This window comes from Rubellimicrobium thermophilum DSM 16684 (genome assembly GCF_000442315.1).
Taxonomy (GTDB): Bacteria; Pseudomonadota; Alphaproteobacteria; order Rhodobacterales; family Rhodobacteraceae; genus Rubellimicrobium; species Rubellimicrobium thermophilum.
In genome coordinates, this window is sequence record NZ_KE557318.1 from 16,694 (window position 1) to 41,320 (window position 24,627).

Here is a 24,627-nt window from a genome sequence, read left to right on the forward strand (position 1 = left end):
GGGCACGACGCAGGCGAGGAAACGGGGATCGTGCTGTTCGTAGAAGGATTGCGTCACCTCAGCCCCCCTCTGTCCCTCGTCCACGCAGGCTTGCGGCCAGGATCACGGCGATGATGATGATGCCGGTCAGGATCATCCGCGGTCCGGCGCCGAAGCCGTAGGTATTCAGCATCGAGACCACCAGAAACAGGAACAGGGCTGCCCCCCAGATCCCCGGCACGTTCGAGTTGCCGCCGGCCACGGAGCTGCCGCCGATCACCACCACGGCGATCGAGATCAGAAGGTATTCCGCACCCATGTTGAGTGCGGCTCCTCCCGAGAAGCAGGCCAGCAGGAAGCCGCAGAGCCCGGCCAGCATGGCACAGAGGACATAGGCGGACAGGCGCACGCCATCGACGGCCACGCCGGCACGGCGCGCGGCCGGCAGGCTCTGGCCGATGGCCGTGACGCGGCGGCCCCAGATGCTGCGCTCGAGCAGGACCCAGGCGACGACCGTCAGAAGCCCCGCGATGATGGCCAGGTTCGGGATGCCGAGAAGAGTGCCGGTGCTGAAGGCGGCCAGGGATTCGGGCGGCTTGATGCGCAGGCCCCGGTTCGTCCAGATCGCGGCCGATTGCACGATGAAGGACAGGGCCAGGGTGGCGATGATGGGGGGGATGCGCAGGACCTTGATGAGCCCGTAGTTGAGAAGCCCCACCCCCGTGCCGATCGCCAGGGCCAGGGTCAGACCCGGCAGGACCATCGCATCGGCGCCATTCATGAGCTTCAGCGACAGGGTGCCAGCCAGGGTCATGGTGGCAGGGATGGAGAGATCCACATTCCCCGGCCCCAGGGTGATGACGAACATCTGCCCCAGGCCGACGATCACGCCGAAGGCGGCGAAGGTGAAGGCCGCCTGGGCGAGGCCCGCGGCACTGGCCCCGGCAGTTGCCGCGATGGTGATGGCATAGACGACGATGGTCGCGATCCAGGCCCAGGCCCAGGGCTTGCGCAGCACTGTCACGCCCGCGCCCTCCGCTGTTCGATGGCATCGAGGCCCAGCCGAAGCGCCAGAACCAGGATGAGGATCGCCCCCTGGGCACCGATCTGCCAATCGGGCGAAAGGCGCAGGAAGGAGAGGAAGGAGCCGGCCAGCGCCAGCGTCAGCGCGCCCGCCACGGCGCCCACCGCCGAGACGCGCCCGCCGACGAATTCGCCCCCGCCGAGGATCACCCCCGCAATCGACAGGAGCGTGTAGCGCAGCGCAATGTTGGCATCCGCCGAGGTGGTGAGGCCGACCAGTGCCATCCCCGAGAGCACGCCGAAAAGCCCGGCCAGGGCATAGGCCGCGGCTCTGGCATGCAGCACGCTCCATCCCGCGCGGGCGACCGAGCGTTCGTTGCCGCCCACCCCGCGGATGACAACGCCGAGCGCAGACCGCGCCACGACGAGATGCGCCGCGAGGGCGATCAGGAGGCTGGCTGCCAGCGCCATCGGGATGCCGGGCGGGCGCACTGTCATCAGCGTCCGGAGCCAGCCCGGGGCCGCACCTCCCGGCGCGGGCAGGATCATCACGGCCAGACCGAGCCAGACGAAGCTCATGCCCAGCGTGACCACGATCGCCGGCAGGCGGCGCAGATGGATCACCACACCCAGCGCCGCATAGACGGCCACGGAGGCCAGCAGGATCAACCCGCCAAGCCAGGGGGTCTCGTTCAGGAAGGTCGCGGTGACACAGGCGGCAAAGCCGACGAAGGCCCCCATCGACAGGTCGAGGTCATTGACCGCGATGATGAACATCTGCGCCAGGGTGGCCAGCGCGATGGGCACGGCAAGGTTGAAGAGAAGATTGAGCCCCGTATAGCTCATGGCGCGCGGCTGGAGCCAGAAGACCCCGCCCAGCAGCGCCCCGAGCGCCACGAAGGGCAGGGCCAGACGGATCAGATCGGAAGAGGGCCTCACGCCGCGGCCTCCGTGTCAGGGCCGGCGAAGGATGCGGCCAGGATCGCCGCCTCGGAGATCCGATCGCCGGTCAGTTCGGCCACCGCCGCCCCCTCGCGGAAGACATAGACCCGGTCGCAGAGCTCCATCTCCTCGATCTCCGTCGAATACCAGACGAAGGCACGCCCTGCCGCGGCCTCGGCCCGGATGATGTCGTAGATCTCCTGCTTGGTGCCCACATCCACCCCGCGCAACGGATCGTCCATCAGGACAAGCGGGGCTTCGGCCAGCAGGGCCCGGGCAAACAGCACCTTCTGCTGATTGCCGCCGGACAGTGACAGGATCGGCAGGCCGAGATCGGGCGAGCGGATGCCGATGCGCGCGCGCCAGTGTTCGGCGATCGCAGCCTCGGCGCGTTCGTCCACAAGTCCCCGCCTTGCCAGCGACGCCAGGGCCGAGATGGTCAGATTCCGGCGGATCGACCACAGCGGCAGGATGCCGTCATGGCGCCGGTCGCCGGCCACATAGGCCACCTTCGGCCTGCGGCCCGCGATCCAGCCCGGTGCCAGGCGGTCATGCAGGGCCCGCAGCATCTCGGTCTGCCCGTGGCCGGCCAGTCCCGACAGGCCCACCACCTCGCCCGCTGCCACGCGGACGGGCAGCCCGCGGGCCATTTCCTGGACCACAAGCGGGGTGACAGGACCGGACAGGCCGTTGCGTCCGGGTCGGCGGCGTTCGCGCGCGGTCGATCCCATGGCGGCCACAAGGCCCGCCTGCGTGAAGCTGTCCGCCGGGCGGTCGGCCACCACCCGGCCGTCCTTCATCACCACGATGCGGGTGGCGGTGGCCAGCACCTCCGACAGGATGTGCGAGATCAGCACCACCGTGCCCCCGCCGGCGACGAAGCGGCGGATATGGGCCAGAAGCTGTCCTGCCACGCCGGCATCGAGCGAGGAGGTGGGTTCGTCGAGGATGACCAGACGCGCCGGCCGGCCTGCTTCGGCAAAGGCCAGGGCGATCTCGACCATCTGCCGCTGCGCGAGCGCGAGGCTCGCGACCTGGGCCTGCACATCGATGCCATGGCCGGGGAAAACGGCATCGAGCGCCTCGCGCGCCAGGCGCCGCGCCTCGGCCCGCCATCGGGGGCCGAAATGACCCCGATGCAGGATGCGGGCATTCTCTGCCACGGTCAGGTTCGGGCAGAGCGACAGTTCCTGGAAGACGCAGCGCAACCCCAGCGCACGGGCTGTGGTCACGTCCCAGCGGCCGGCATGCCCGTCGGCGATCACGCGGCCCGCATGCGGGGACAGACTGCCGTTCAGGACATTGACGAGCGTGGACTTGCCGGCCCCATTGTGCCCGACAAGGCCAAGGCATTCGCCGGGATGCAGCGCCAGGCTCACCCCGTCGAGCGCGGTGACCTCGCCAAAGCGCAGACGGGCATCGGAGACGGACAGGAGGGGGGACATGTCGCGCATGTGAGGGATCATGGGCGGCACCGGCCGGATCGCGGTTGCGGACAGGCGCCCTCGTGGCGCGGCGCCTGTCCCGTTGCGGCGGGATGCGTCAGTTGGCCCCCTGGATCACCGCCACCGCATCCTCGAGCGTGTATTCCACATTGGCCACACCGCCCACGGGGGTGGTCTCGAGGCTGGCCTCCAGCGTGTCCTGGGTGATGGTCAGGAAGGGCACCACCAGATCCTTGGGCACCTCGCGACCATCGAGGATCTGCTGCGCGACCCAGAAGGCGAGGGTGGAGACCCCCGGCGCGATCGAGACCGACATCGTCTCATAGCCGTTGGCGTCCTTCTGTTCCTTCCACCACTGCAACTCGTCCTGCCGGTTGCCCATGATGATGATCGGCATCGGCCGGCCGGCCGCGGCAAAGGCCTGGGCCGCACCATAGCCATCCCCGCCCTGGGTGACGACGCCGACGATTTCGGGCAGCGAGGGCAGGATACCCGCCACGGCACGCTGTGCCACATCCTGCGCCCAGTCGCCATGGACCGATCCGGCGATGGTGAATTGCGGGAACTGTTCGACGCCCTCATGGATGCCGGCGCTGATCTCGTCATCCACGAAGACCCCGGCAAGGCCGCGGATCTCGAGCAGGTTGCCTCCTTCGGGCAGCCGGCCGGCAAGATATTCCACCTGCACGCGGCCCATCTCGCGGAAATCGACGGCGATGCGCCAGGCGCAGGGTTCGGTGACGATGCCATCGAAGCTGACGACGATGATGCCGGCATCGCAGGCCTCCTTCACGGCGCCATTGAGGGCCGTGGGCGAGGCGGCGTTGAGCACGATGGCGTCATAACCCTGAAGGATCAGGTTCTGGATCTGCGCCGCCTGTTCGGTGGCCGAGTTCTCTCCCGTGGTGAAGGCATCCGCGGCGGCGACGATGCCGGCCTCCACCGCAGGTCGGGTCACCGTCTCCCAGCTGGTCAGCATGGCCTGACGCCAGGAATTCCCGGCATAGTTGTTGGACAGGGCAATGCGCTTGTCCGAAGTATCGGCCAGAACCGGCGCGGCGGCAACCGACAGGACCGCAGCCAGCAGCAGGCCGGGCGCGGTGGTGGACAGGATGCTTCTCCTCATGGCGTTCTCCTCCCGGGGGACCGGTGCCCGCATCCTCGGGCTGCGGTCGGCAACGGCGTGGCGCGGGCTCCTCCTTCCCGCGTGGAACCCGAGCCTGCCTGCCCGGCAGGGCGCTGAACAGGGTCGAACACGCAGCCGGGATGCGGAAATGCGCGGACCGGATGCGGGAACCCGCAGCGCTTCCTGCCGCCTCCCCCCTTTCGCAGGGGGGGCGCCGGGTTCATCATGAAGGGCGGGAGGAGTGACCCGATGTCCAGGCAGCGCCCCGACACGCGCCTCAACCAGTTCCTGCGCATCGCGCGGCTGCTTGCCGGCCAGCTCGATTTCCTCTCGGCCATCCGCGCCGTGGCGGCCGAGATCGCCGGCATCGTGCCCCATGACCATCTCGATGTCTGCATCGTGCGTTCTGACGGCAAGGTGCATACCGCCTATGAGACGGGGATCGACACCGCCTGGGGCAGTGCCCCGCAGGCCCCCGTGGACCGCAGCCCGATCCGCTCGCTGCTGATGGGCGAGGTGGATCATATCCTCACCGACGACGCCACCCGGGATCCCCGGTTCCGCTTTCCCGGGGCCTTCACCCGGCCGATCCACGAGCACGGGCTGCGCGCGCGCATTCATGTGCCGATGATCGTGCATGGCGAGGTGATCGGGGCGCTGTCCTGCTCGCGCCATGAAGCCGGGGCCTATGGCGCCTCCGATGTGCGCAACTGCCGCTACATCGCCGAAATTCTGGCCCCCTATTTCTTCGCCCTGCGCGCCGCCGAGGATGCCCGGCGATCGGCGATCGTCGAAGCCGAGGCCCGTGCGCGCGAGGAGGGGCTGCGCCAGGGCGCCCTGCGGCTGACCGAGGCGCTCGAGGCCGAACGGCAGCGCATCGGCATGGATCTGCATGACCAGACCCTGGCCGAGCTGACCCGCCTTGCGCGGCGGCTCGAACAGCTGGCCGAGGCGCCGGCCGCAGGACGGGCGGATCTGCTGCCGCTCATCGCCAGCCTGCAGGACAGCATGGCCGGGCTGCGCCAGATCATCGAGGCGGCCAAGCCCACGGTGCTGCAGCTCTTCGGCTTCCGCGACGCGGTCGAGAACCATCTCGACCGGGCGGTGCGCGACAGCGGGGCGGCCATCGCCACCCGGGTCGTGGACAGCACGGGCGGGGCGCTCGACCATCTGCCGGGGCCGGTGGCCGTGACGCTTCTGCGCATCGTGCAGGAGGCGGTCAACAACGCCGTGAGCCATGCGGGCGCGGCAGATCTGACCGTGGAGATGTCCGCCGAAGGCGGCGTGCTGCTGCTGAAGGTGGCCGACAATGGCTGCGGCCTCGGACCGTCGCCGCGCCGTGGCGGAGCAGGCATCGACAACATGCGCACCCGGGCGCGTCTGGTCGGCGCCCGTTTTGCCATCGGGCCCGGCCCTGCTGGACAGGGCACCGAGATGCGCCTCACCCTTCCCCTGACGCCGGCCGGGGCTCCGGAGGCGTCCGAAGCGGTACGGGCGGCATCATGAGGGTGCTGATCGTCGAGGATGATCCGCTGCACCGGGCCTGGCTCGGCGAGGCGGTGCGGGCGGCCCTGCCCGAATGCCGCGAGATCGTCGAGGCGACCGACGGCGCCGAAGGCGAGGCCCGCGCCCGGGACATGCCCGATGCGCATGTGGTGATGGATCTGCAGATGCAGCCGCGCACCGGCATCGATGCCGCCCGCACGATCTGGCGCGAACGTCCCGCCACCCGGATCCTGTTCTGGTCGAACTATTCCGACGAGGCCTATGTCCGCGGCGTGAGCCGCATCGTGCCGCCGGGTGCAGCCTATGGCTATGTGCTCAAGTCCGCCTCGGGCGAGCGGCTGCGGCTCGCGCTGCGGGGCATCTTCGTCGAGAATCAGTGCGTCATCGATGGCGAGGTCCGCGGCACCCAGCAGAAGAGCACGGCCCATGCCGTGGCCCTGTCCGAGGCCGAGTACGAGGTGCTCCTCGACATCGCGCTGGGGCTGACCGACCGGGCGATCTCGGTCCGGCGCGGCCTGTCGCTGCGGTCGGTCCAGAACCGGCTCCAGGCGATCTATGACAAGCTCGGCGTGCATGCCGCCGAAGGACAGGAGGGGTTCTACAACCTTCGCGGCAGGGCGGTGGCGCTGGCCGTGCTGCGGCGGCTGCTGAACCTCGGCACGCTGGAACGCGCCGAAGCCGATCTCGCCGAATGGTCCGCCCGGCGGCAGCGCTGAGAGGCTCCAGGTTCCTGTCGACGGCCCGGGCAGCGCGCTCAGCGATATGGCCAGCCGCTATTCCGGGCCCAGGAGCAGCGCCGGCAGCACGAGAAGCATGCCCGGCCTGATCGATGTCGAGGCGCCAATCCGTCTCGGATCGACAAGCATCAGCACAAGGCCGCGCCCCATGAGGCCCTGCCCCTGGCCGGCCAGGCGACATGCATGCAAGAGCATGATTTACAGATCATTTCGGTTGCGCCATCTCGCCTCCTCCGGTTGGCATCATGGTCAGTCCGAAAAGGGGCGCGTCCAGTTCGCCTGCGCGCCAAGGCCAGGCGGGGCATGACGTGGACAGGGACAAGGCCGGACCATGCGGGGGGGCGGCGGCGCGGCTTCGTCGCGGTCCGCCTGTTCTGGAAGAGACAGGTCAATCGCATCGATGTGATGCGGCCATTGGGTCCCCCGGGGACCCAGGCATCCTCGGATCGGAACCCTTCCTGCGCATCCGTCCCGGCATCTTTGTGTGGTGTCGATCCGGTGAACACGCTGTTCGGAGGTCGGCGCTATCCGTTGGGTGAGACGATCGAGTTGAGGGGTCAGTCCCTGTCCGGCCCGGTGCCCGGTTGGCACCGGATCGCTCCGCACGTTATCGGATTCGACGGGCGCCGTGGCGATGTGATGTTTCGGACGAAAGCGCGATCGCCCGACCGCCCGCGTCGAGAAGCAGAGCCGTGGAAGCCCCATGAAAGCGTTTGAATTCGACCGCCACCTCATCGACTGCTATGAGCGCTTCTCGCGGTCGTTCAGCAAAATCCGGGCGCAGGACATCGCCGACGCCATCAGACGCCAGTATGATGAGGGTCGCTTCTGGCCCGACGCCCTCCTTTCGCTGAACCCCAGGTACCTGTCGGGCCCCAAGGTGGATGATCTTGTCGCATCGGGGGAGCTGGACGAGGCAACAGCCCGGATTTTCCGGATCGATGCCAAACCCATCCGGCTTCACCGGCACCAGGCGCAAGCCATCGCCAAGGCGCGGGCGGGTCACAGCTTTGTCGTGACGACAGGCACCGGCTCGGGGAAGTCGCTCTGCTTCTTCGTCCCTGTCGTCGATGCTGCGGTTCGTTCGCGCAAGGCCGGAGAGCCGCGCAGGACGCGCGCCATCATCGTCTACCCGATGAACGCGCTCGCCAACAGCCAGATCAAGGAAATCGAGAAATTCATTTCCCAGTCCGGCTTGCCGGAGGGGCTGAAGCCCGTGGTCCGGCGCTACACGGGTCAGGAGAGCCAGGACGAGCGTCAGCGCATCGCCGACGATCCGCCCGATATCCTGCTCACGAACTTCATGATGGCCGAGCTGCTTCTGACACGGCAGGACGCGCTTGATACCAGGGTCATCGACAATGCCGGCGGGCTCGAATTCATCGTCCTCGACGAGTTGCATACCTATCGCGGCCGCCAGGGCGCCGATGTGGCGATCCTGGTGCGTCGCCTGCGTGACCGTTGCGCACCGGCCAAGGCGCCGATCTGCATCGGCACATCGGCCACCATGTCCAGCGAAGGATCGGACACCGATCGCGCAAAGGTCGTGGCGGCGGTTGCCTCGCGTCTGTTCGGAGCAGCGATCGGCCCGGACGCGGTCATCGATGAATCCCTCCAGCGCGCGACGGATGACAGCCTGACGCTGGACGATGTTCGGCCGCAGCTCGCGACGGTGCTTGGCAGCGACCTGCCGGAAACCCTGACGGATGAGGCGCTGCGGCGCCATCCCCTCGCGGTCTGGGCCGAGCTGGCGCTCGGCCTTGATGACGGCCAGGACCTGAAGCGCAAGAAGCCCGTCCCCTTCGACAAGGCTGTCGAACAGCTGGCGCAGGACAGCGGTCTCGATGCCGAGACATGCCGGAAAGGACTCGAGCAGTTCCTGACCCGCGTCAGCCTGCCGGAAACCGAGCGTGGCGGCACAGGGTCCGGCGCCTTCCTGGCCTTCAAGCTGCATCGCTTCATTTCCGGCGCCGGGGAGCTCTTCACGACCCTGGCCGAGCGGCCGAGGCGGGTCCTGTTCGAGGGCCAGATGGAAGATCCCGAGGCCCCCGGCCATCGCCTCTATCCGACGCGGTTCTGCAGGAAATGCGGCCACGAGGTCCATGTCGTCACGAAATCAGAGGATGCCGAAGGCACTCTCTTCCTGCCGCGGAACATCGATGACGAACCGATCCCGGACCCGGATGGCGATGTGGCCGGGTATCTCACGCCCATCGGCGGGAATGACCCGGACTACGCCTTCACCGGCGAGGTCGAGACCTACCCGGAAGACTGGCGCGAAGAGCGCAATGGCATCGAACGCCTGCGCGCGAACCGCAAGGGCCGACTGCCCGAGCTGGTCACGGTGCGACCCGACGGACGCCTGAGCGAGGACGGCGCCGGTTTCTGGTTCATTCCGGGCAAGTTCGGGTTCTGTCCCTGCTGCCTCGATCAACCTCATCCGAGCATGCGCGAACGCAGCAAGCTTGCGGGCCTTTCGGGTGAAGGCCGAAGCTCGGCGACCACGCATCTTGTGTCGACTGCCCTGGAATGGATGAATGGCGATGCCAGCGGCGTTCCCGCCGGGAAGCGAAAGCTCCTGGGCTTCACGGACAACCGTCAGGACGCCGCCCTTCAGGCCGGACATTTCAACGACTACCTGTTTGTCAGCCTGCTGCGCGGCGCCATCCTGCGTGCTGTCATCGACGCTGGCGCGGATGGCATCGCCGAGGATGAGTTCGGCCTGCGCGTGGTGAAGGCGCTTGGGTTCACGGCATCGAACAAGGACGCCCGCATCCATTGGATGCTGAACCCCGAAGCGGGCGCCGTGATGCGCGAGGATGCCCAGCGCTCGCTTGCCAAGGTGCTCACGCACCGGGTCTGGACGGATCTGCGGCGCGGATGGCGCCATACCAACCCCAACCTGTCGGACCTGAAGCTGGTCGAGGTCGAATTCATCGGGCTGGACGAGATCGCGCAGGATCGCGAAGCCCTGATGGCGGTGCATCCGGCGCTCGGAAACCTGGATGCGGCAGCCTGCAAGAAGCTGCTCAGGGGAATCCTCGGCGCGATGGTCGAAGGTCTGGCCGTCGGCACCGAGGCCCTTGATCCGACCATCCTCGACACGGTCGCTCAGAAATCGCGGGATCTGCTGCGGGCCCCCTGGGCCATCGACCAGAAGGAACCGCTGCGAAGCCGTTCGACCCTGGTCCTGCAGGCCCCCGGCAAGGATCGTGTCGGGCTGCGCGAAGAACGGACCCTCCTCCGCGCCGGGCACAACTCCCGGATCGGCCGGTCGATCAACTGGAAAAGCGTGATCGGAACGAAGCTGAACAGGGAGGACTACCTGGTCGTGATGACCGGGCTTCTGGACCTGCTGGCCCGCGAAGGGCTGGTTTCGCCTGTCGAGATCGAGGCTGATCTGCGCGGGTGGCGGTTGGCGCCCTCGGCCGTGCGTCTTGTCTCCGGAGAGGCCGTCCGCACCGGACAGGCACAAGGAAACCGGTATTTCCACGATCACTACAACGCCATTGCGACCGATCTGAAGAAGGGCCGCAGCATCTATTGGGGCCTCGAGGGTCGCGAACATACCGCTCAGGTCTCGACCAGACAGCGCGAGTGGCGCGAGTGGCGGTTCCGCTTCGAGGATGACGACCGCGAGAAGATCAGGCAGAACGCTGCCGAGATCAGGGCCTCCGGAGAGTCCGATCAGTTCCTGCCTGTTCTCTTCTGCTCGCCGACGATGGAGCTCGGCGTCGACATTTCCGCGCTGAATGCCGTCTATCTGCGCAACGTCCCGCCGACGCCTGCCAATTACGCGCAGCGTGCCGGTCGGGCCGGCCGATCCGGGCAGGCGGCGGTCATCGTCACCTACTGCGCTGCACAGTCTCCTCACGATCAGTATTTCTTCGAGCGCCGGAACGACATGGTCGCCGGCGTCGTCCGTCCGCCTGCGCTCGACATCACCAATGAAGAACTGGTCCGCTCGCACCTGCATGCCGTCTGGCTGGCCGAGGCCAGGCTGGCGCTGTCGCCGGATATCCCCGAGATCCTCGACCTGACCCAGCCGAAATACCCGCTGAAGCAGGAGGTGAAGGAGGTCATCAGCCGGCCAAGCCTCGTGACGGCGGCGCACGCGCCCATGAAACGGGTGCTGGACCAGATCCTTGCGTCAGTGGACGGCAGGAAGCCAGCCTGGATGGGCGACGCGGACGACTTCGTCCTGGAGGTCGCGACACGCGCGCCGCAGGAATTCGACCGCGCCTTCGATCGCTGGCGCGAGCTCTACAACTCGGCACGCACCCAGCTGATGGAGGCAAACACCCGCTCCGAGATCACGGGCCTGTCTGCCGCAGACCGGCGCAAGATCAGAGACGCCCAGATGCAGGCCAGCGACCAGATCGCCATCCTCGAACAGGGGAAGGCCTCCAATGGATCGGATTTCTATTCCTACAGATACCTTGCGACCGAGGGCTTCCTGCCGGGCTACAACTTCCCGCGGCTGCCGCTCTACGCTTTCATTCCCGGCGAGGGAAAGACCGGATCCTTCCTGCAACGCGCAAGGTTCCTGGCGATTTCCGAGTTCGGACCGCGCAGCCTGATCTACCATGAGGGCCGGGCCTATCGGGTGATGAAGGCCAAGCTGCCGCCCGAGGTCAGAACAACCGATGGTTCGGACCTGGCGACCAAGGACATCTTCATCTGTTCCAGCTGCGGCGCCTGCCACGAAGGCGAGGTCGAACGCTGCCACGCCTGCAACGCGCCGATGGCGGGCGAAGTGCCGGTGCAGCGGACGCTCAGGATCGACAATGTCGAGGCGGCCCCAGCCGAGCGGATCACCGCGAATGACGAGGAACGGGTTCGGCAGGGCTTCGACATCCAGACCGTGTTCGCCTGGCCCCGGAAGGCGGGGCGGGTGCAGGTGACCGAGGCGGTCTTCCGCTGTCGCGAGACATCCATCCTCGCCCTGCAATATGCCAACAGCGCCGAGATCAGCCGCATCAACAAGGGCCTGAAACGGCGCAGGAACCAGACCGTCTTCGGCTTCAACATCGACCCGCGCAGCGGCTACTGGGCAAAGTCGGACGACGAGGAACCGGACGTCGATGTGCCGCCCGATTTCGTGCGACCGGTCCGCATCGTGCCGATCGTGCGCGATCGCAAGAACGCGCTGCTGCTCCGCTTCCTCGATCCGGATGCCTACGCCCCGCAAACCATCGCCACCGTGCAACATGCGCTGTTGCGCGGAATCGCGATCACCTATCAGCTTGAAGAGGGGGAGATCCTCGGCGAGCCGTTGCCCGCCCGGGACAACCGGCGCGCGATCCTCCTCTATGAAGCGGCCGAGGGCGGCGCCGGCGTCCTGAGTCGCCTGATCGAAGATCCGCACGCCCTGGGCCAGGTCGCGCGGGAGGCCCTTTGCCTCATGCATTTCGACAAGGTCGACGAGGCCATCGCAGCCGGGGATGCGTCGCTGCTGCGCGACCGGGGGCACGAGGCCTGTGTCCGGGGCTGCTATCGCTGTCTGCTGTCCTATTTCAACCAGCCCGATCACGAGCTGATCGACCGCACCCGTGCCGAGGCCAGGCAATTGCTGATCGATCTGGCTCGGGGCGAGGTCGTGCCGGCGGCCGGCTCCTCGCGCCATGCCGATGTCGATGGATGGGCGCTTGCCTTCAAGGATGCAGGCATCCCGGCCCCGGACGGCGCTTCCGTCAGCCTTGCCGGGCAGGAGATGCGGTTTGTCTGGCGCACCCATTTCGTCGCCGCCTGCACTGGCGCCCTGTCCGAAGCTGCACGAGAGGTTGCAGACAGCAAGGGCTGGACCGTTTTCGAGTTGCCCGAGACCTGCGCGGACGGCGTGCCCGACGGGTTGATTGCGATGTTCAAGGATTGATCGGATGACCGTGAATTTTGTCCCCGGAGACCTTGTGCGCGCCCGTGGGCGGGAATGGGTGGCCTTGCCGGCCCCTGGCGAGGGCATTCTGGCGCTGCGGCCGCTCTCCGGCAGCGAGAACGACACGGTCATCCTTGACCCCTCGCTCGAGATCCAGCCCGTCGCCCCGGCACGCTTCGACCTGCCTGCCGATGCCCGGCCCACCGTCCAGGCGAAGGCCGCGCTTCTGGCGGATGCGCTGCAGCTCACCCTTCGGCGGGGGGCTGGCCCCTTCCGTTCCGCCGCGCAACTTTCCTTCGAGCCCCGAACCTATCAGCTCGTCCCCTTGCTGATGGCGCTTCGCCTGCAGGTGCCCCGTCTCCTGATCGCCGATGATGTCGGGATCGGGAAGACGATCGAGGCGGGCCTCATCCTGCGCGAACTGATGGACAGGGGTGAGGTCGATGCCTTCTCGGTGCTGTGTCCGCCGCATCTTGTCGAGCAGTGGGTCGGCGAGCTGAAGCAGCGCTTCGGGATCGACGCGGTCGCCGTGACATCGGGCAGCGCCGCGCGGCTGGAACGCGGTCTTCCGCTGGCGCAGACGCTGTTCGATGCCTACCCTCATACCGTCGTCAGCCTCGACTACATCAAGGCCGAAAAGCGCCGCGAAGGCTTCGCGCGGGCCTGCCCCGATTTCGTGATCGTGGATGAGGCCCATGCCTGCGTGGGCACCCAGCGCGGCAGGCAGCAACGCTTCGACCTGCTTGCCGGCCTTGCCCGCGATCCGCAGCGCCGGATGATCCTTCTGACCGCAACGCCCCATTCAGGGGACGAAGATGCCTTCGGCCGCCTTCTTTCGCTGATCGAGCCGTCCTTCGCCACGATGAACTTCGAGGACGCCCGCTATCGCGAACGTCTGGCGCGGCACTTCGTCCAGCGGCGAAGGATCGATCTCGTCTCGGGCGACTGGGGCGAGACCCGGGCTTTCCCCAGGCATGAAACGACCGAGTTCCCCTACCGATTGTCGCAAGCACACCTCGATTTCCACAATGCCGTGCTCGATTACTGCTTCGGCGTCGTCTCGCGCGCAGGATCCGGGCTTCGGGAGCGGCGGCTCGCGTTCTGGGGCACGCTCGCCCTGATGCGCTGTGTCGGCTCCTCGCCCGCCGCGGCCCTTGCTGCGCTGCGCAACCGGATGTCCAACGAGAGCGACCGGCTCGAGCCGCAGATCTACGATGAGGACTCCGACGACGAAGACGCGGTGGATATCGAACCCGGGACCGGCTTTGATGCCGATCCGGCCCTTCAGGCCCTCGTCGCGCAGGCCGAAGAGCTGATCCGCAAACCCGATCCGAAGCTTGCAGCCCTCATCGAGGCCCTCGGGCCGCTGATCAGGAAGGGCGCCAATCCGGTCGTGTTCTGCCGCTTCCTGGCCACGGCCGAGCATGTTCGGGATGGCCTGCGCAAGGCCTTTCCAGAACTGGTCGTCGAAGCGGTGACCGGCGTTCTGACCCCCGACGAGCGCCGTGACCGCGTGGCCGACATGGCCGCGGCCGAGGTCGAAGGGGAGGTCCAGCGCATCCTGGTGGCGACCGACTGCCTGTCCGAGGGGATCAACCTCCAGCAGCTGTTCGATACCGTCGTTCACTACGACCTGTGCTGGAACCCCACCCGGCATCAGCAGCGCGAGGGGCGGGTCGATCGTTTCGGCCAGCCGGCCGAGCTTGTCCGCTCGATCATGATGTTCTCGCCGGACAGCGCCATCGACGGGGCTGTCCTGGATGTCATCCTGCGCAAGGCGGAAGAGATCCGAAAGGCCACGGGGATCACGGTTCCATTGCCCGACGAGCGCGGTCCGGTCACCGACGCCCTGATGGCGGCCGTGATGCTGCGGCGGGGCAGGCCCCGGCAGCTGGCACTCGACTTGCGCCTCGAGGACGGCAGCCGGGCGATGGAGGCGCGCTGGCGCGACGTTCTCGAGAATGAACGGAAATCCCGCGCGCGCTTCGCCCAGAATGCGATGAAGCCGCAGGAGGTTGCCCCGGAATGGGAAAAGGTCCGCACCCTGCTCGGGTCGCCGGAGGACGCGAAGACCTTCGTCGAACGGGCGATGTCGCGGTTCGGCGTGCCGCTTGAGCCGCGCAGGACGCTGCTGATCGCCCATGTCCATGCGCTGGAGGCGGGCCTGAAGGAACGTCTCGCCCAGCGCAACCTGACCGGCTCGGTCCGTCTTGCCACGGCCGAACCCGCGCCGGCGGGAGCTGCGCTGCTCACCAGGACACATCCCCTGACCGCGACCCTCGCCGAGGCGCTGGTCGAGGCTTCGCTCGATCCGGAGGCGCTGTCCGGCCTGGGGATCGGACGGGTCGGCGCCTGGCCCAGCGCGGCCGTCCGGCAGGTGACCCGGCTGGCGCTGCTTCGGATCCGGTTCAAGCTGACTGTCCATGCCCGGAAGGAACGCCTGCTTCTGGCCGAGGAAGCCGCCCTCGTCGCGATGCAGGATGGCCGCATCGTCGCAACCGGCGACGCGGCGCGCGAGCTTCTCAACGCGCCGGCAGAGGCCGACCTCGCGCCGTCCGCCCGCGACCGCTTCATCGCCAGGGCCAAGGAGGATCTGCCCGGCCTGCTAAACGGCCCCTTGGCCGCGTTCGCCCGATCGCGCGCCGAGGACCTCATGCAGGATCATGCCCGCCTGCGCACTGCTTCCGGGGCGGCCACTCGCGTCACGGTCGAGCCGGTCCTCCCGCCGGACGTCATCGGTCTCTTCGTCCTGCTGCCGGGCGAGGTCTGATCATGCCGCGCAAACCCATCGCCGACATGTCTGCATGGCCCTCGCTCAGCCTCGAAGGCAACCTGATCGCGCCCGCCATGGTCGCCCGCATCGAACGCCGCGAGGCCCCCGAACAGACCGAGGCCGATTATCGCATCCGCAAGGGTTTGACGATCCGCGAGGAAATCTCGACCGCCTTCCGCGTCGGCCAGTCGCATTTCGACGCCTTCGCCAGGATCGCCACCCCCTCGGCCGATGCCACGCGTCGCTTCGTCAGGGCCTTCCTGCAGGAGACTTTCGGCTTCGACGACCTCGCCCCCGCCGATGCGCCCCTGTCCTTCATCGCCGGCGGCCGGGTGCCGATCGTGGTCGTGCCCCCATCGGACGAAAGGCTCGACCGGCGCAGCGCGACCCTTTCGACCGACCGCACGCGCTCGCCCGCCTTCGCGCTGCAGGACCATCTGAACGCCCATGACGAAACCCTCTGGGGCCTTGTCACCAACGGCACCCTGATCCGGCTGATGCGCGACAATGCTTCGCTGACTCGCCCGGCCTATATCGAGGCCGACCTCTCCCAGATCTTCGCCAACGAGGATGCCGCCTCCTTCGCCGTCCTCTGGCTGCTGATCCATCGCAGCCGCTTCGGCACCGCAGGCACCCCGGCCGCCGATTGCGCGCTGGAGCGCTGGCGCGAGGCCGGATCCAGGGAAGGCGAGGCCGCCCGCGAGCGTCTGGCCGCCCAGGTCCGGCAGGCGCTCAGGGTTCTCGGCTCCGGCTTCCTCGAGGCCAATCCCGACCTGCGCGCCAGGCTGACATCGGGCGAGATCAACCTGACCGAGTGGTTCAACGAACTGCTGCGCCTCGTCTACCGGCTGATCTTCCTGATGGTGGCCGAGGATCGGGGCCTCCTGCACCCCGAAACGGCCCGGCCCGAGGCCCGCCGGCTTTATGCCGAGGGCTACAGCCTGAGCCATCTGCGTGCCCGATGCATCCGCGCCGCCGCCTGGGACAGGCATCACGACCTCTACGAAGGCATCAAGATCGTCTTCCGCGCCCTGGCCCGGGGGGAGGAGCGGCTGGGCCTGCCCGCCCTCGGCGGCCTCTTCGCCGAAGGCCAGCTGCCCCATCTGGAGAGCGCCCGCCTGCGCAACCGTGCCTTCATGGAGGCGCTCTACCGCCTGTCCTGGCTTGACCAGACAACCGGCATGGTCCCCGTCAACTGGCGCGCGATGGAGACCGAGGAGCTCGGCTCGGTCTATGAATCCCTCCTCGAACTCCAGCCGCAGCTGGGCGCCGACGGCAGGACGCTGACCTTCGCCGCCGAGGCGGCCGAGCAGAGGGGCAATCAGCGCAAGACCACCGGCTCCTACTACACGCCCGACAGCCTCGTGCAGGCGCTCCTCGACACCGCGCTCGACCCCGTGCTCGACCGGACCGAGGCCGAGGCGGACGATCCCGCCGCGGCGCTCTTGAAGCTCTCGGTCATCGACCCCGCCTGCGGCTCGGGCCACTTCCTCTTGGCCGCCGCCCGCCGCATCGCCACGCGGCTTGCGCGCATCCGCGCCGCCCGGGATCATGGGGGCACGCCCTCGCTGGCCGATTTCCGCCATGCGCTGCGCGATGTCGCAAGGGTATGCCTGCACGGGGTGGACCGTAACCCGATGGCGGTGGAGCTGACCAAGGTCGCGCTCTGGATCGAGACGGTGGACCCGGGCCTTCCCCTCGGCTTCTTCGATGCGCAGATCCGCTGCGGCGATGCGCTCTTGGGCGTGTTCGACCTGAAGGTGCTGCAGGATGGCATCCCCGATGCTGCCTACAAGCCGCTGACCGGCGACGACAGGGACATTGCCAGTATCTACAGGAAGATTAACGCCGCGACGAAATCCGGACAGAGCGGGTTCGACTTCGGGACCGGGATCCACAAACTCCCGGAAACCAAGCCCTTCGCTGTCGATTTCTCCGGCTTCCGCGAGTTGCCCGAAGACACGCTGGACCAAATCGACGCCAAGGTCGCGCGCTTCACGGAGCTTCGCAAGACGCAGGACTTCGTCCGGGCAAAGACCGCCTGCGACCTTTTCATTGCAGCGTTTCTGCTGCCCAAGATCGGCCTTGCCCCAACAGGTCCGTCCACCCGGAATATCCCGACGACCGAAGAGATCTGGATGGCGCTCAATCAGGGCAAGATCCGGGACGCGATGGTCGAGGCTCCAAAAGTTGCGCACGAAGCCCGCGCCTTTCACTGGCCGCTCGAGTTTCCCGACGTGATGGCGCGCGGCGGGTTTGATGTGGTGGTGGGCAACCCGCCGTGGGAGGTGATGCAGCTTGGCGAAGAGGAATATTTTGCCACGCGAAAGCCGGAAATCGCTGCACTTACGGGCGCAGCGCGCAAGAGGGCAATCGCGGCACTTGCCAAAGAAGAACCAGCGCTCTTTTCAGAGTTTGCCCAAGACAAACGGCACTTTGAGGCTGGCAACGAGTTTGCAAGGGAGTCAGGACGTTTCGATCTGACCGCGCGCGGCAAGCTCAACACCTATGCCCTGTTCGCCGAGCTATTCGCCAACCTTGCCCGCCTTCGTGCAGGCGTGATTGTCCCCACCGGCATCGCCACCGATGCCACCACCGCCCCCTTCTTCGCCCATCTGGTCAAGGCCAAACGGCTGGCGCAACTGGTGGATTTCGAGAACCGCGCAGGCCTCTTCCCGGCGGTGGACAGCCGCATGAAGTTCGCGCTGCTGACGCTTGGCCGCGACGAGCCCGCGGCACGCTTCGCCTTCTTCCTGACCGATCCGGCCCAGCTGGCCGAATCCGAGCGCCGCTTCACCCTTTCGCCCGACCAGATCGCCGCGATCAACCCCAACACCCGCACTGCGCCGGTGTTCCGGTCCCGCGCCGATGCGGAGCTGACCGGAAAGATTTACCGCAACGCCCCGGTGCTGATCGACGAGGGCAAGGGCGCGGCGGGCAATCCCTGGGGGGTGGAGTTCCGCCAGGGGCTGTTCAACATGACTTCGGACTCCCACCTCTTCCGCACGGCAGCGCAACTGCACACCGAAGGTTTCGCCCGCGACGGCACCGACTGGGTGCTGGGCACCACCCGCTATGTGCCCCTCTATGAAGCGAAGATGATCCACCAGTTCGACCATCGTTGGGCCGGTTACGCCAACAACGGCACCGACACCGCGGATATCGGCCTTGCGCAAAAGGCCGATCCCGGCTTTGAACCCGCACCCCGCTACTGGGTGCCGAAGGACGAGGTGGATGAAAGACTGGCGGCAAAAGGCTGGACAAGGGGCTGGCTGATGGGCTGGCGGGATATCACTAACGCGACGAACGAGCGGACGGTGATTGCCACGGTGTTTCCAAGGGTAGGGGTGGGCCATGTGCTGCCGCTCTTCTTCGTCGATGCGGAAGCGCGAAAGTGGGCTTCGTTGGTCGGAAATCTCTGCTCGCTCTCGCTCGATTTCGTTGCGCGGCAGAAAGTCGGCGGCACACATCTGACCTACGGCTACATCAAGCAGTTCCCCATCCTCCCCCCCGGCTTCTACACCGAAGCCCGCCTCGGCTTCGTCACGCCGCGGGTGCTGGAGCTCACCTATACCTCGCATTCCCTCGCCCCCTTCGCCTGCGATCTGGGCCATGACGGCCCGCCCTTCGCCTGGGACGAGGATCGCCGGGCGCATCTGCGCGCCGATCTCGACGTTTTCTACGCCCGCGCCTACGGCCTGACGCGCGACGAGCTGCGCTACATCCTCGACCCCGCCGAGGTGAAGGGCGCGGGCTACCCTTCGGAAACCTTCCGCGTCCTCAAGGAAAAGGAAATCCGCCAATACGGCGAATACCGCACCCGCCGCCTGCTGCTCGGGGCCTGGGACCGGATGGAGGCCAGCGGCGAATTCGCGGCGATGGGGCTGTGATGATCGAGGCGCCGCAGGGCTTCATCGTCGCCGAGGAATGCCTCAAGGCCGCCTGGCAGAACGGTTTCCGCCGCGAGCTGGGGCAGGAGGCGGGCTGGGCGCGCTTTGCCTCGACCACCGCCCATGGCACGATCTGGCTCGCGGCGGCAGGGCCCGCCGGGCCGTGGTATCTGGCCCTCGATCACCCCGGCATCGCCGAGGGGCTGACCCTGCCCGCGGCCGACCTGCCCGGCCCGGGCCTCGTCCGCCACGCCTTCGCGAACCTGACCGCACTCTATGCTGCCCTCGAGCAGGTCTATCGGCTGGGCGTCAGCTTGCCCGATGGCCCGCTCGAGGCCTTCCGGGCGGCGGTGGCGGGCCTGCCCGGCGGCACCGAGGCCGATCGGCTGGTCATCCAGCGCATCGGCCAGGACATTTTCCGCGACAGGCTGATGACCTACTGGCAGGGCCGCTGCCCCCTGACCGGGATCAGCGATCCGGCACTTCTGCGCGCCAGTCACATCGTGCCGTGGAAGGATTGCGCCAGCGATGCCGACCGGCTGGACGTGCACAACGGCCTGCTGCTGTCGGCCTTGTGGGATGCGGCCTTCGACCGGGGGCTGGTGACCTTCGATGATGGCGGCGTTCCGCAATTCTCGCCCGCGCTGAGCGAGGTGGCGCGCGCCGCGCTGCGCTGGCATGCGCCCATCCCGCTCACCGACAGGCACCGCGCCCGCCTTGTCTGGCATCGGACCCGGATCTTCGTGCACGGCCTGCCCTGACGGGCAGCAGTCGACACGGATCGTCCTTGCGGCGGCAGGTGGCGGAGGAAGCGGATCTTGCGTCGGATCGTCTCCGCCTTCAGAGTCAAGTCGGGTAGAGCGGGAGAGGTGTGAGGCTCGGTCATTGCGCCGAGGATCCGTCCGCAGGGATCGACCGTCAGGGGTTAGCTCACTCACTGTGCCCCGTCAGCACTCATGCGACAGATCGGCTGCAGGTGACAGCGCAACCAGGCGCCGAGCTGTCGTTTCTCATCAGCGTGTTCGGAGCATCGATCGGGGCAGGCCCTTGAATGCCGAGTGCGGTCGCGCTCGGTTGAACCCGTCAAGCCGGCCAGGCCGGTCGGCGTTTCGGGCTGCTGAGGTTGGGTGCGCGAGGCCGTAGGCCCATTCGCGCAGGAAGGTCTGGATGAACCTTTGTGTCTTGCCGTTGGTCTTGGGCGTGCAGGGCCGGGCGAACCGGCTGAAGATGTGGCGGATGCCCGGCCAGCGCAGCGCCATGGCAAGCGCGGCCCAGAGCCCCGCGGCCAGGAAGAAGGGCCGGAAGCCGAAGCCCAGGATCGCCGGGCCGGTCCAGGCGCGCATCCGTTCGGCCGAGGTGGTCATGGCCCCGCCGCGGCCGCGCTCGGCTCGGCCAGCCCCGCCGCGGCCGGGCCCTTCTCGGCCCGCCCCGCCTCGGTGACGATGGCGGCAAGGGGAATGTCGTGCGGCTGCGGGAAGATCGTCGAGAGGCGCGCGGCCGCCAACCCCACGCCGATGGCGAAGGGGCGCGGGGTCAGCACGGCGAGCGTGCGGTCGAAATAGCCCCCGCCATAGCCCAGCCGCCAGGCACCCCCTTCGCCGTTCATGGCCCAGCCCACCAGCGGCGCGGCCTTCCGCTCGACCACCGGCAGGGCGAGGATGGCGCCCTCGCGGTGCCAGTCGGCCATCAGCCCGCGCAGGTCGAACTCGCCCCTGATCGGCCAGTAGCCCGAGAGGACGCGCCCCGAAACCGGGCCGAAACGGTCGGCGACCAGGCGGCGCAGATGTCCGGCCAGCGCCGCCCCCAGGGCCTGCCGTTCGGCCACGCCCGGCGCCTGCCGCGCGGCCAGAAGCCGCGCGCGCTCGGCCCGCCTGCCGCCAGCGCGCCACGTCGATCACCTGCTGCGGATCGACGGCAAGTGGCTCGAACCGGTCCGGCCGGACCCCTGCCCACAGCCAAGGCAGGCGACCGCGAAGGGCGAGGCCGTGCGGCAGGGTCGGATGGGGCGTAGTCGGCTGGGGCGGCGCCGGTCATTGGGCTCTCCTTCAGCGCAGGGCGGGGGCGGCATGCGGGCAGGCCTGTGCGTCCTGCACCGCCATGTGCAGCGACCGCGCGATGCGTTCGGCGGCGGCGATCACATGGGCGGCGCCGGGGCCCGGGCAGACCTCGGCGGCCGTTGCGCGGAACAGCGCCAGCCAACGGTCGAAATGGTCCCATGTGACGGGCAGCGCGGCATGGGCGGGGACCGGCGCGCCGTGGTAGCGGCCGGTCATCAGAGCGACCGAGGACCAGAAGGCCACCATCCGGTCGAGATGCGGCCCCCAGTCGCGGATCCGCGCGGCGAAGACGGGGGAAAGCAGGTCGTCGGCGCGCACCTTCGCATAGAAGCGGTGGACCAGCGCGGTCAGGATATCCTCGTCGAGCCCGGTCTCGGCCATCAGCCGGGCGGTCATCTCGGGCCGGGCGGAGACGACCCTTGGCGCTGTGGAGTCGGATGTCGGCATGGCGCCTCCGGAAGTTCGGCTTGCCTTCCGGTCTAGTCCCCACAATAGGTATTGAAAATGCCGATTAAGAGGGAACGCCCCGCGACCATGCGCCTCACCACCTTCACCGATTACGGGCTTCGGATGCTGATGCGGATGGCGGCCGAGCCGGGGCGCGCCTTCTCGACCGCCGCTCTGGCCGAGGAGTTCGGGCTGAAGCGCAACCATCTGGCCAAGATCATGCAGCGGCTGGCGCAGGCGGGCTTTGTGGCCACCCGGCGCGGCAGCGGCGGCGGTGCGGTGCTGGCGCGGCCCGCGCGCGAGATCCGTTTGGGCGCGCTGGTGGCCGCGCTGGAACAGGGCCAGCCGCTGGTGGAATGTTTCGCCGCCGGGGGCGACTGTCCGATCGACGGGCGCTGCCGGCTGAAGGCGCGGCTGCGCCGTGCCGAGGCTGCCTTCCTCGCCGATCTCGACCGCTCGACGCTCGCCGACATCGCGCTCACGGCGGCTTCCACCTTGCGGTGAGGCGTTCCGCGTCGCCGCCAGGCTGACCCGGCCCGATGCCGCCGCGCGCGACCCTCTGCGCGCCGGCGATGCCAAGGACGCCGGCCGCTGGCGGCTGAGCGTGCATCCGGCGCCGGTTTGCGCTTGACGATAGACAGGACTCCTAATATAGGAGTCCTTATAATCTATTGCGCGGGAAGGGTCGCATGTCCGCGGATCGCAGCGCCCGTCAGATCGCCACCGCGCTGTCGCGGCTTTCGCTGTTCCTGCGCTCGGCGGGCTGGCAGGCGGCGCGGGCGGCGGGGCTGACGCCGACCCAGGCCGAGATCCTGACCCATCTGGCGCGGCGCGGGCCGGCCCGGGGGGCCGAGCTGGCCGCGGCGCTGGGGGTGACGGCCGCGACCTTGAGCGATTCCGCCGCGGCGCTGGTCGCCAAGGGGCTGGCCGAACGCCGGCCCGACCCCGCCGATGCCCGCGCCACGCTGCTGCGCCCGACCGGGGAGGGCGCGGCGCTGGCCGGGGCCATGCCCGAGGCGCCCGCAGTGCTGCTTGAGGCACTGGCCGGCCTGCCTCAGGCCGACCGGGCGGGCCTTGCGCGCGGGCTGATGCTGACCATCGCCGCGCTTCAGACGGCCCGTGCGATCCCGGTGCAGCGGATCTGCGCGACCTGCCGCTACTTCCGCCCGCATGTCCATTCCGATGCGGAGGCTCCGCATCACTGCGACTTCGTGGATGCCGCCTTCGGGGACGCCGCGCTGCGCCTCGACTGCGGCGACCACGAGGCGGCCCCGGCCGAGCGCGCCGCTGCCAGCCTGCGGCGCCTGCGCGACGCGGCCTGAGGCCGAAAGCCGGACGCCCCGCCCGCGGCAACGGACGGGGCGCCCCTGATGTCCACCCGACTCTGGAACAGACAGGAGACGCAGCACCATGACACAGAAAACCAGGTTCCACCACGCCCCTGCCATCGACTTCGGCGCCGCGCCGGCCGATCTGCGGGGGGCCGCGTGATGAAGGACCCCCTCATCCTCGCGGCGCTGGCCGCGCTGACCATCGCGCCCGCGGCGCGTGCCGAGGACGCGCCTTCCGGCGGCATCGAGGCCGGCATCGAGGCCGGGGCGGGCAATGCAGCCCTTGCCCCCTTTGACATCGTCCATGCCCGCATCGCGGCCGAGGGCAATGTCGCCACCTTCCGCATGGCGGTCTCGGGCGCGGCAGGCGAAAGCCGCTCGGCAGCCACGGGCGCGCTGGCCGGATCGCAGGTCTTCTCCTATGTCTGGCCGCTGACGCTCGATGCCGGAACCGTGGGTTTCGACCCCGGCGCCGGGATCCTCGCGCTGGCCGTGACCGCGCATCCCGATTTCGACGACACGCCGCTTCATGACGAGAACGGCGACGGCGACCGGGCCAACGACGGCGACCTGTGGCACAGCCACTGGGTGGTGCTGGGGCCGGACGACGCCTGCGGGGCGGGCGCGCTCAAGGTCATCGACATCCCCGAAGGCGCCTCGCCCCGCTCCCGGCGACCTGGCCGGGCCTGCCCCTGCTGATCGACAGCCCCGGCTGGCAGCCGGTGATCGGTGGCGACAGCGTCGAGGTCATGGTCGCCTTCCCGCAGGGAACCGAGCTTGAAGGGGTAGGCTTCGACGGCGTCACCGCCGGGTTGCGCGTCAATGCCAGCGCCCATGCGCCGCTTCTGTGCGTGACCGATGTCTTCGATGTGGCCTCGGGCGATCTGAGCCTGCCGGGCCGGGTGAACGAGTGACGCGGCGGGGGGGGGCGGCGCACCTGCCGCCCCCGACCCTGCCGGAGGGCCCCATGACCGACACCCCCGACCTTCACGCCGCCGAATGGCTGAACAGCGACCGGCCGCCGGCCTTGCCGATTTCCGCGGCCGGGTGCTGGCGGTCGAGGCCTTCCAGATGCTCTGCCCCCGGCTGCGTCCTCCACGGCCTGCCGCAGGCCGGCCGCAGCGCCAGGGCCGAGCCCGGGCGATCTGCACATGGAACGGCGCGTCGAAGGGAATTCTGCCCTCTGCCGCGGCATCTCACGTCTCCGCAGTGCGCCGGCCTCAAGGACACCCGTCAGGTCGGCCGCCAGCAGCCGCGCGGTGTTTCTCATGCGGGCTGAGCGCAAAGCGCTCGCGGCATTCGACCGGCGCCATCGGGCACGCGCGGAGGCCGGCCACGAACGCGCCGACGGCAGCGTGAGCGTGCCCCCGCCGTAGCCCTCCATACTATCCGAAGCCGCCGGGGCTGGGTTCGGTCCGACCGCCGGAACTCTGCAGGACAGTGCGGCTGCCGGCGCCGGACGCGTCCGAGATCACGCCGCCCCCTCCCGCCCGCTC

Annotated in this window: 17 protein-coding genes; 10 read left to right on the forward strand and 7 right to left on the reverse strand. The window is 68.6% G+C overall.

From position 1 onward, the window contains the following. Positions 1-58: 58 nt before the first annotated feature. The 4 genes from RUTHE_RS00105 to RUTHE_RS00120 all read right to left on the reverse strand — a co-directional run bounded on the left by RUTHE_RS00105 (position 59) and on the right by RUTHE_RS00120 (position 4,515). Positions 59-1,003: an ABC transporter permease gene (locus RUTHE_RS00105; RefSeq protein ID WP_021096169.1), complete on the reverse strand. Its 945-nt coding sequence runs from the start codon at positions 1,001-1,003 to the stop codon at positions 59-61. Next, complete coding sequence (locus RUTHE_RS00110) at positions 1,000-1,941, reverse strand: ABC transporter permease (protein ID WP_021096170.1); 942 nt, start codon at positions 1,939-1,941, stop codon at positions 1,000-1,002. Before RUTHE_RS00110 ends, RUTHE_RS00105 begins: the two co-directional genes overlap by 4 nt. Further along, a complete protein-coding gene (locus RUTHE_RS00115) occupies positions 1,938-3,389 on the reverse strand; it encodes a sugar ABC transporter ATP-binding protein (RefSeq protein ID WP_245542160.1) in 1,452 nt (483 codons plus the stop codon). The genes RUTHE_RS00110 and RUTHE_RS00115 overlap by 4 nt, the downstream gene beginning before the upstream one ends. Positions 3,390-3,486: 97 nt before the next feature. Next, positions 3,487-4,515 carry an ABC transporter substrate-binding protein gene (locus RUTHE_RS00120; protein WP_021096172.1) on the reverse strand — a complete coding sequence of 343 codons (1,029 nt, stop codon included), beginning with the start codon at positions 4,513-4,515 and terminating at the stop codon, positions 3,487-3,489. Positions 4,516-4,764: 249 nt separating this feature from the next. On the opposite strand from RUTHE_RS00120, the gene RUTHE_RS00125 reads away from it, so the two are divergent. From RUTHE_RS00125 to RUTHE_RS00150, 6 genes are all read left to right on the forward strand, one after another. After that, entirely contained in the window at positions 4,765-6,021 is a 1,257-nt protein-coding gene (locus tag RUTHE_RS00125) for a GAF domain-containing sensor histidine kinase (protein ID WP_021096173.1), read from the forward strand. Beyond that, positions 6,018-6,737, forward strand: a complete 720-nt coding sequence (locus tag RUTHE_RS00130; protein WP_021096174.1) for a response regulator transcription factor — start codon at positions 6,018-6,020, stop codon at positions 6,735-6,737. Before RUTHE_RS00125 ends, RUTHE_RS00130 begins: the two co-directional genes overlap by 4 nt. 724 nt (positions 6,738-7,461) lie before the next feature. Next, a complete protein-coding gene (locus RUTHE_RS00135; protein WP_021096175.1) occupies positions 7,462-12,633 on the forward strand; it encodes a DEAD/DEAH box helicase in 5,172 nt (1,723 codons plus the stop codon). Positions 12,634-12,637: 4 nt separating this feature from the next. Beyond that, complete coding sequence (locus tag RUTHE_RS00140; RefSeq protein WP_021096176.1) at positions 12,638-15,403, forward strand: DEAD/DEAH box helicase; 2,766 nt, start codon at positions 12,638-12,640, stop codon at positions 15,401-15,403. Positions 15,404-15,429: 26 nt separating this feature from the next. Continuing rightward, positions 15,430-19,296, forward strand: coding sequence for an Eco57I restriction-modification methylase domain-containing protein (locus RUTHE_RS00145; RefSeq protein WP_245542161.1), 3,867 nt, complete (start codon positions 15,430-15,432; stop codon positions 19,294-19,296). Next, a complete protein-coding gene (locus RUTHE_RS00150; protein WP_021096178.1) occupies positions 19,296-20,057 on the forward strand; it encodes an HNH endonuclease in 762 nt (253 codons plus the stop codon). Before RUTHE_RS00145 ends, RUTHE_RS00150 begins: the two co-directional genes overlap by 1 nt. Positions 20,058-20,309: 252 nt before the next feature. Here the strand turns inward: RUTHE_RS00150 and RUTHE_RS00155 are convergent, their stop codons facing one another. From RUTHE_RS00155 to RUTHE_RS00165, 3 genes are all read right to left on the reverse strand, one after another. Further along, the gene (locus tag RUTHE_RS00155; protein WP_158453411.1) at positions 20,310-20,639 is read right to left on the reverse strand and encodes an integrase core domain-containing protein; all 330 of its coding nucleotides are present in this window, start codon (positions 20,637-20,639) and stop codon (positions 20,310-20,312) included. Positions 20,640-20,656: 17 nt separating this feature from the next. Further along, positions 20,657-21,121, reverse strand: a complete 465-nt coding sequence (locus tag RUTHE_RS00160; RefSeq protein ID WP_021096180.1) for a 5-formyltetrahydrofolate cyclo-ligase — start codon at positions 21,119-21,121, stop codon at positions 20,657-20,659. 220 nt (positions 21,122-21,341) lie between these two features. After that, positions 21,342-21,800, reverse strand: a complete 459-nt coding sequence (locus tag RUTHE_RS00165) for a group III truncated hemoglobin (RefSeq protein WP_021096181.1) — start codon at positions 21,798-21,800, stop codon at positions 21,342-21,344. Between the two features lie 87 nt (positions 21,801-21,887). On the opposite strand from RUTHE_RS00165, the gene RUTHE_RS00170 reads away from it, so the two are divergent. The 4 genes from RUTHE_RS00170 (at position 21,888) to RUTHE_RS18105 (ending at position 24,045) form a co-directional block, all read left to right on the forward strand. Beyond that, on the forward strand, positions 21,888-22,304 hold the full coding sequence (locus RUTHE_RS00170; protein WP_040644809.1) for an RrF2 family transcriptional regulator: 417 nt from the start codon (positions 21,888-21,890) through the stop codon (positions 22,302-22,304). Between the two features lie 185 nt (positions 22,305-22,489). Next, positions 22,490-23,122, forward strand: a complete 633-nt coding sequence (locus RUTHE_RS00175) for a MarR family winged helix-turn-helix transcriptional regulator (RefSeq protein ID WP_021096183.1) — start codon at positions 22,490-22,492, stop codon at positions 23,120-23,122. A 168-nt stretch (positions 23,123-23,290) separates the two neighbouring features. After that, positions 23,291-23,830, forward strand: a complete 540-nt coding sequence (locus tag RUTHE_RS00180) for a hypothetical protein (protein ID WP_021096184.1) — start codon at positions 23,291-23,293, stop codon at positions 23,828-23,830. Between the two features lie 23 nt (positions 23,831-23,853). Further along, entirely contained in the window at positions 23,854-24,045 is a 192-nt protein-coding gene (locus tag RUTHE_RS18105) for a hypothetical protein (protein WP_021096185.1), read from the forward strand. Positions 24,046-24,627: the final 582 nt, after the last annotated feature.

Bases quoted from the DNA above. Each gene is read 5' to 3' on its own strand.
- RUTHE_RS00115 (WP_245542160.1), bottom strand. From the start codon at position 3,389: ATGTCCCCCCTCCTGTCCGTCTCCGATGCCCGTCTGCGCTTTGGCGAG.
- RUTHE_RS00120 (WP_021096172.1), bottom strand. From the start codon at position 4,515: ATGAGGAGAAGCATCCTGTCCACCACCGCGCCCGGCCTGCTGCTGGCT.
- RUTHE_RS00125 (WP_021096173.1), top strand. From the start codon at position 4,765: ATGTCCAGGCAGCGCCCCGACACGCGCCTCAACCAGTTCCTGCGCATC.
- RUTHE_RS00130 (WP_021096174.1), top strand. From the start codon at position 6,018: ATGAGGGTGCTGATCGTCGAGGATGATCCGCTGCACCGGGCCTGGCTC.
- RUTHE_RS00135 (WP_021096175.1), top strand. From the start codon at position 7,462: ATGAAAGCGTTTGAATTCGACCGCCACCTCATCGACTGCTATGAGCGC.
- RUTHE_RS00140 (WP_021096176.1), top strand. From the start codon at position 12,638: ATGACCGTGAATTTTGTCCCCGGAGACCTTGTGCGCGCCCGTGGGCGG.
- RUTHE_RS00145 (WP_245542161.1), top strand. From the start codon at position 15,430: ATGTCTGCATGGCCCTCGCTCAGCCTCGAAGGCAACCTGATCGCGCCC.
- RUTHE_RS00150 (WP_021096178.1), top strand. From the start codon at position 19,296: ATGATCGAGGCGCCGCAGGGCTTCATCGTCGCCGAGGAATGCCTCAAG.
- RUTHE_RS00155 (WP_158453411.1), bottom strand. From the start codon at position 20,639: ATGCGCGCCTGGACCGGCCCGGCGATCCTGGGCTTCGGCTTCCGGCCC.
- RUTHE_RS00165 (WP_021096181.1), bottom strand. From the start codon at position 21,800: ATGCCGACATCCGACTCCACAGCGCCAAGGGTCGTCTCCGCCCGGCCC.
- RUTHE_RS00170 (WP_040644809.1), top strand. From the start codon at position 21,888: ATGCGCCTCACCACCTTCACCGATTACGGGCTTCGGATGCTGATGCGG.
- RUTHE_RS00175 (WP_021096183.1), top strand. From the start codon at position 22,490: ATGTCCGCGGATCGCAGCGCCCGTCAGATCGCCACCGCGCTGTCGCGG.
- RUTHE_RS00180 (WP_021096184.1), top strand. From the start codon at position 23,291: ATGAAGGACCCCCTCATCCTCGCGGCGCTGGCCGCGCTGACCATCGCG.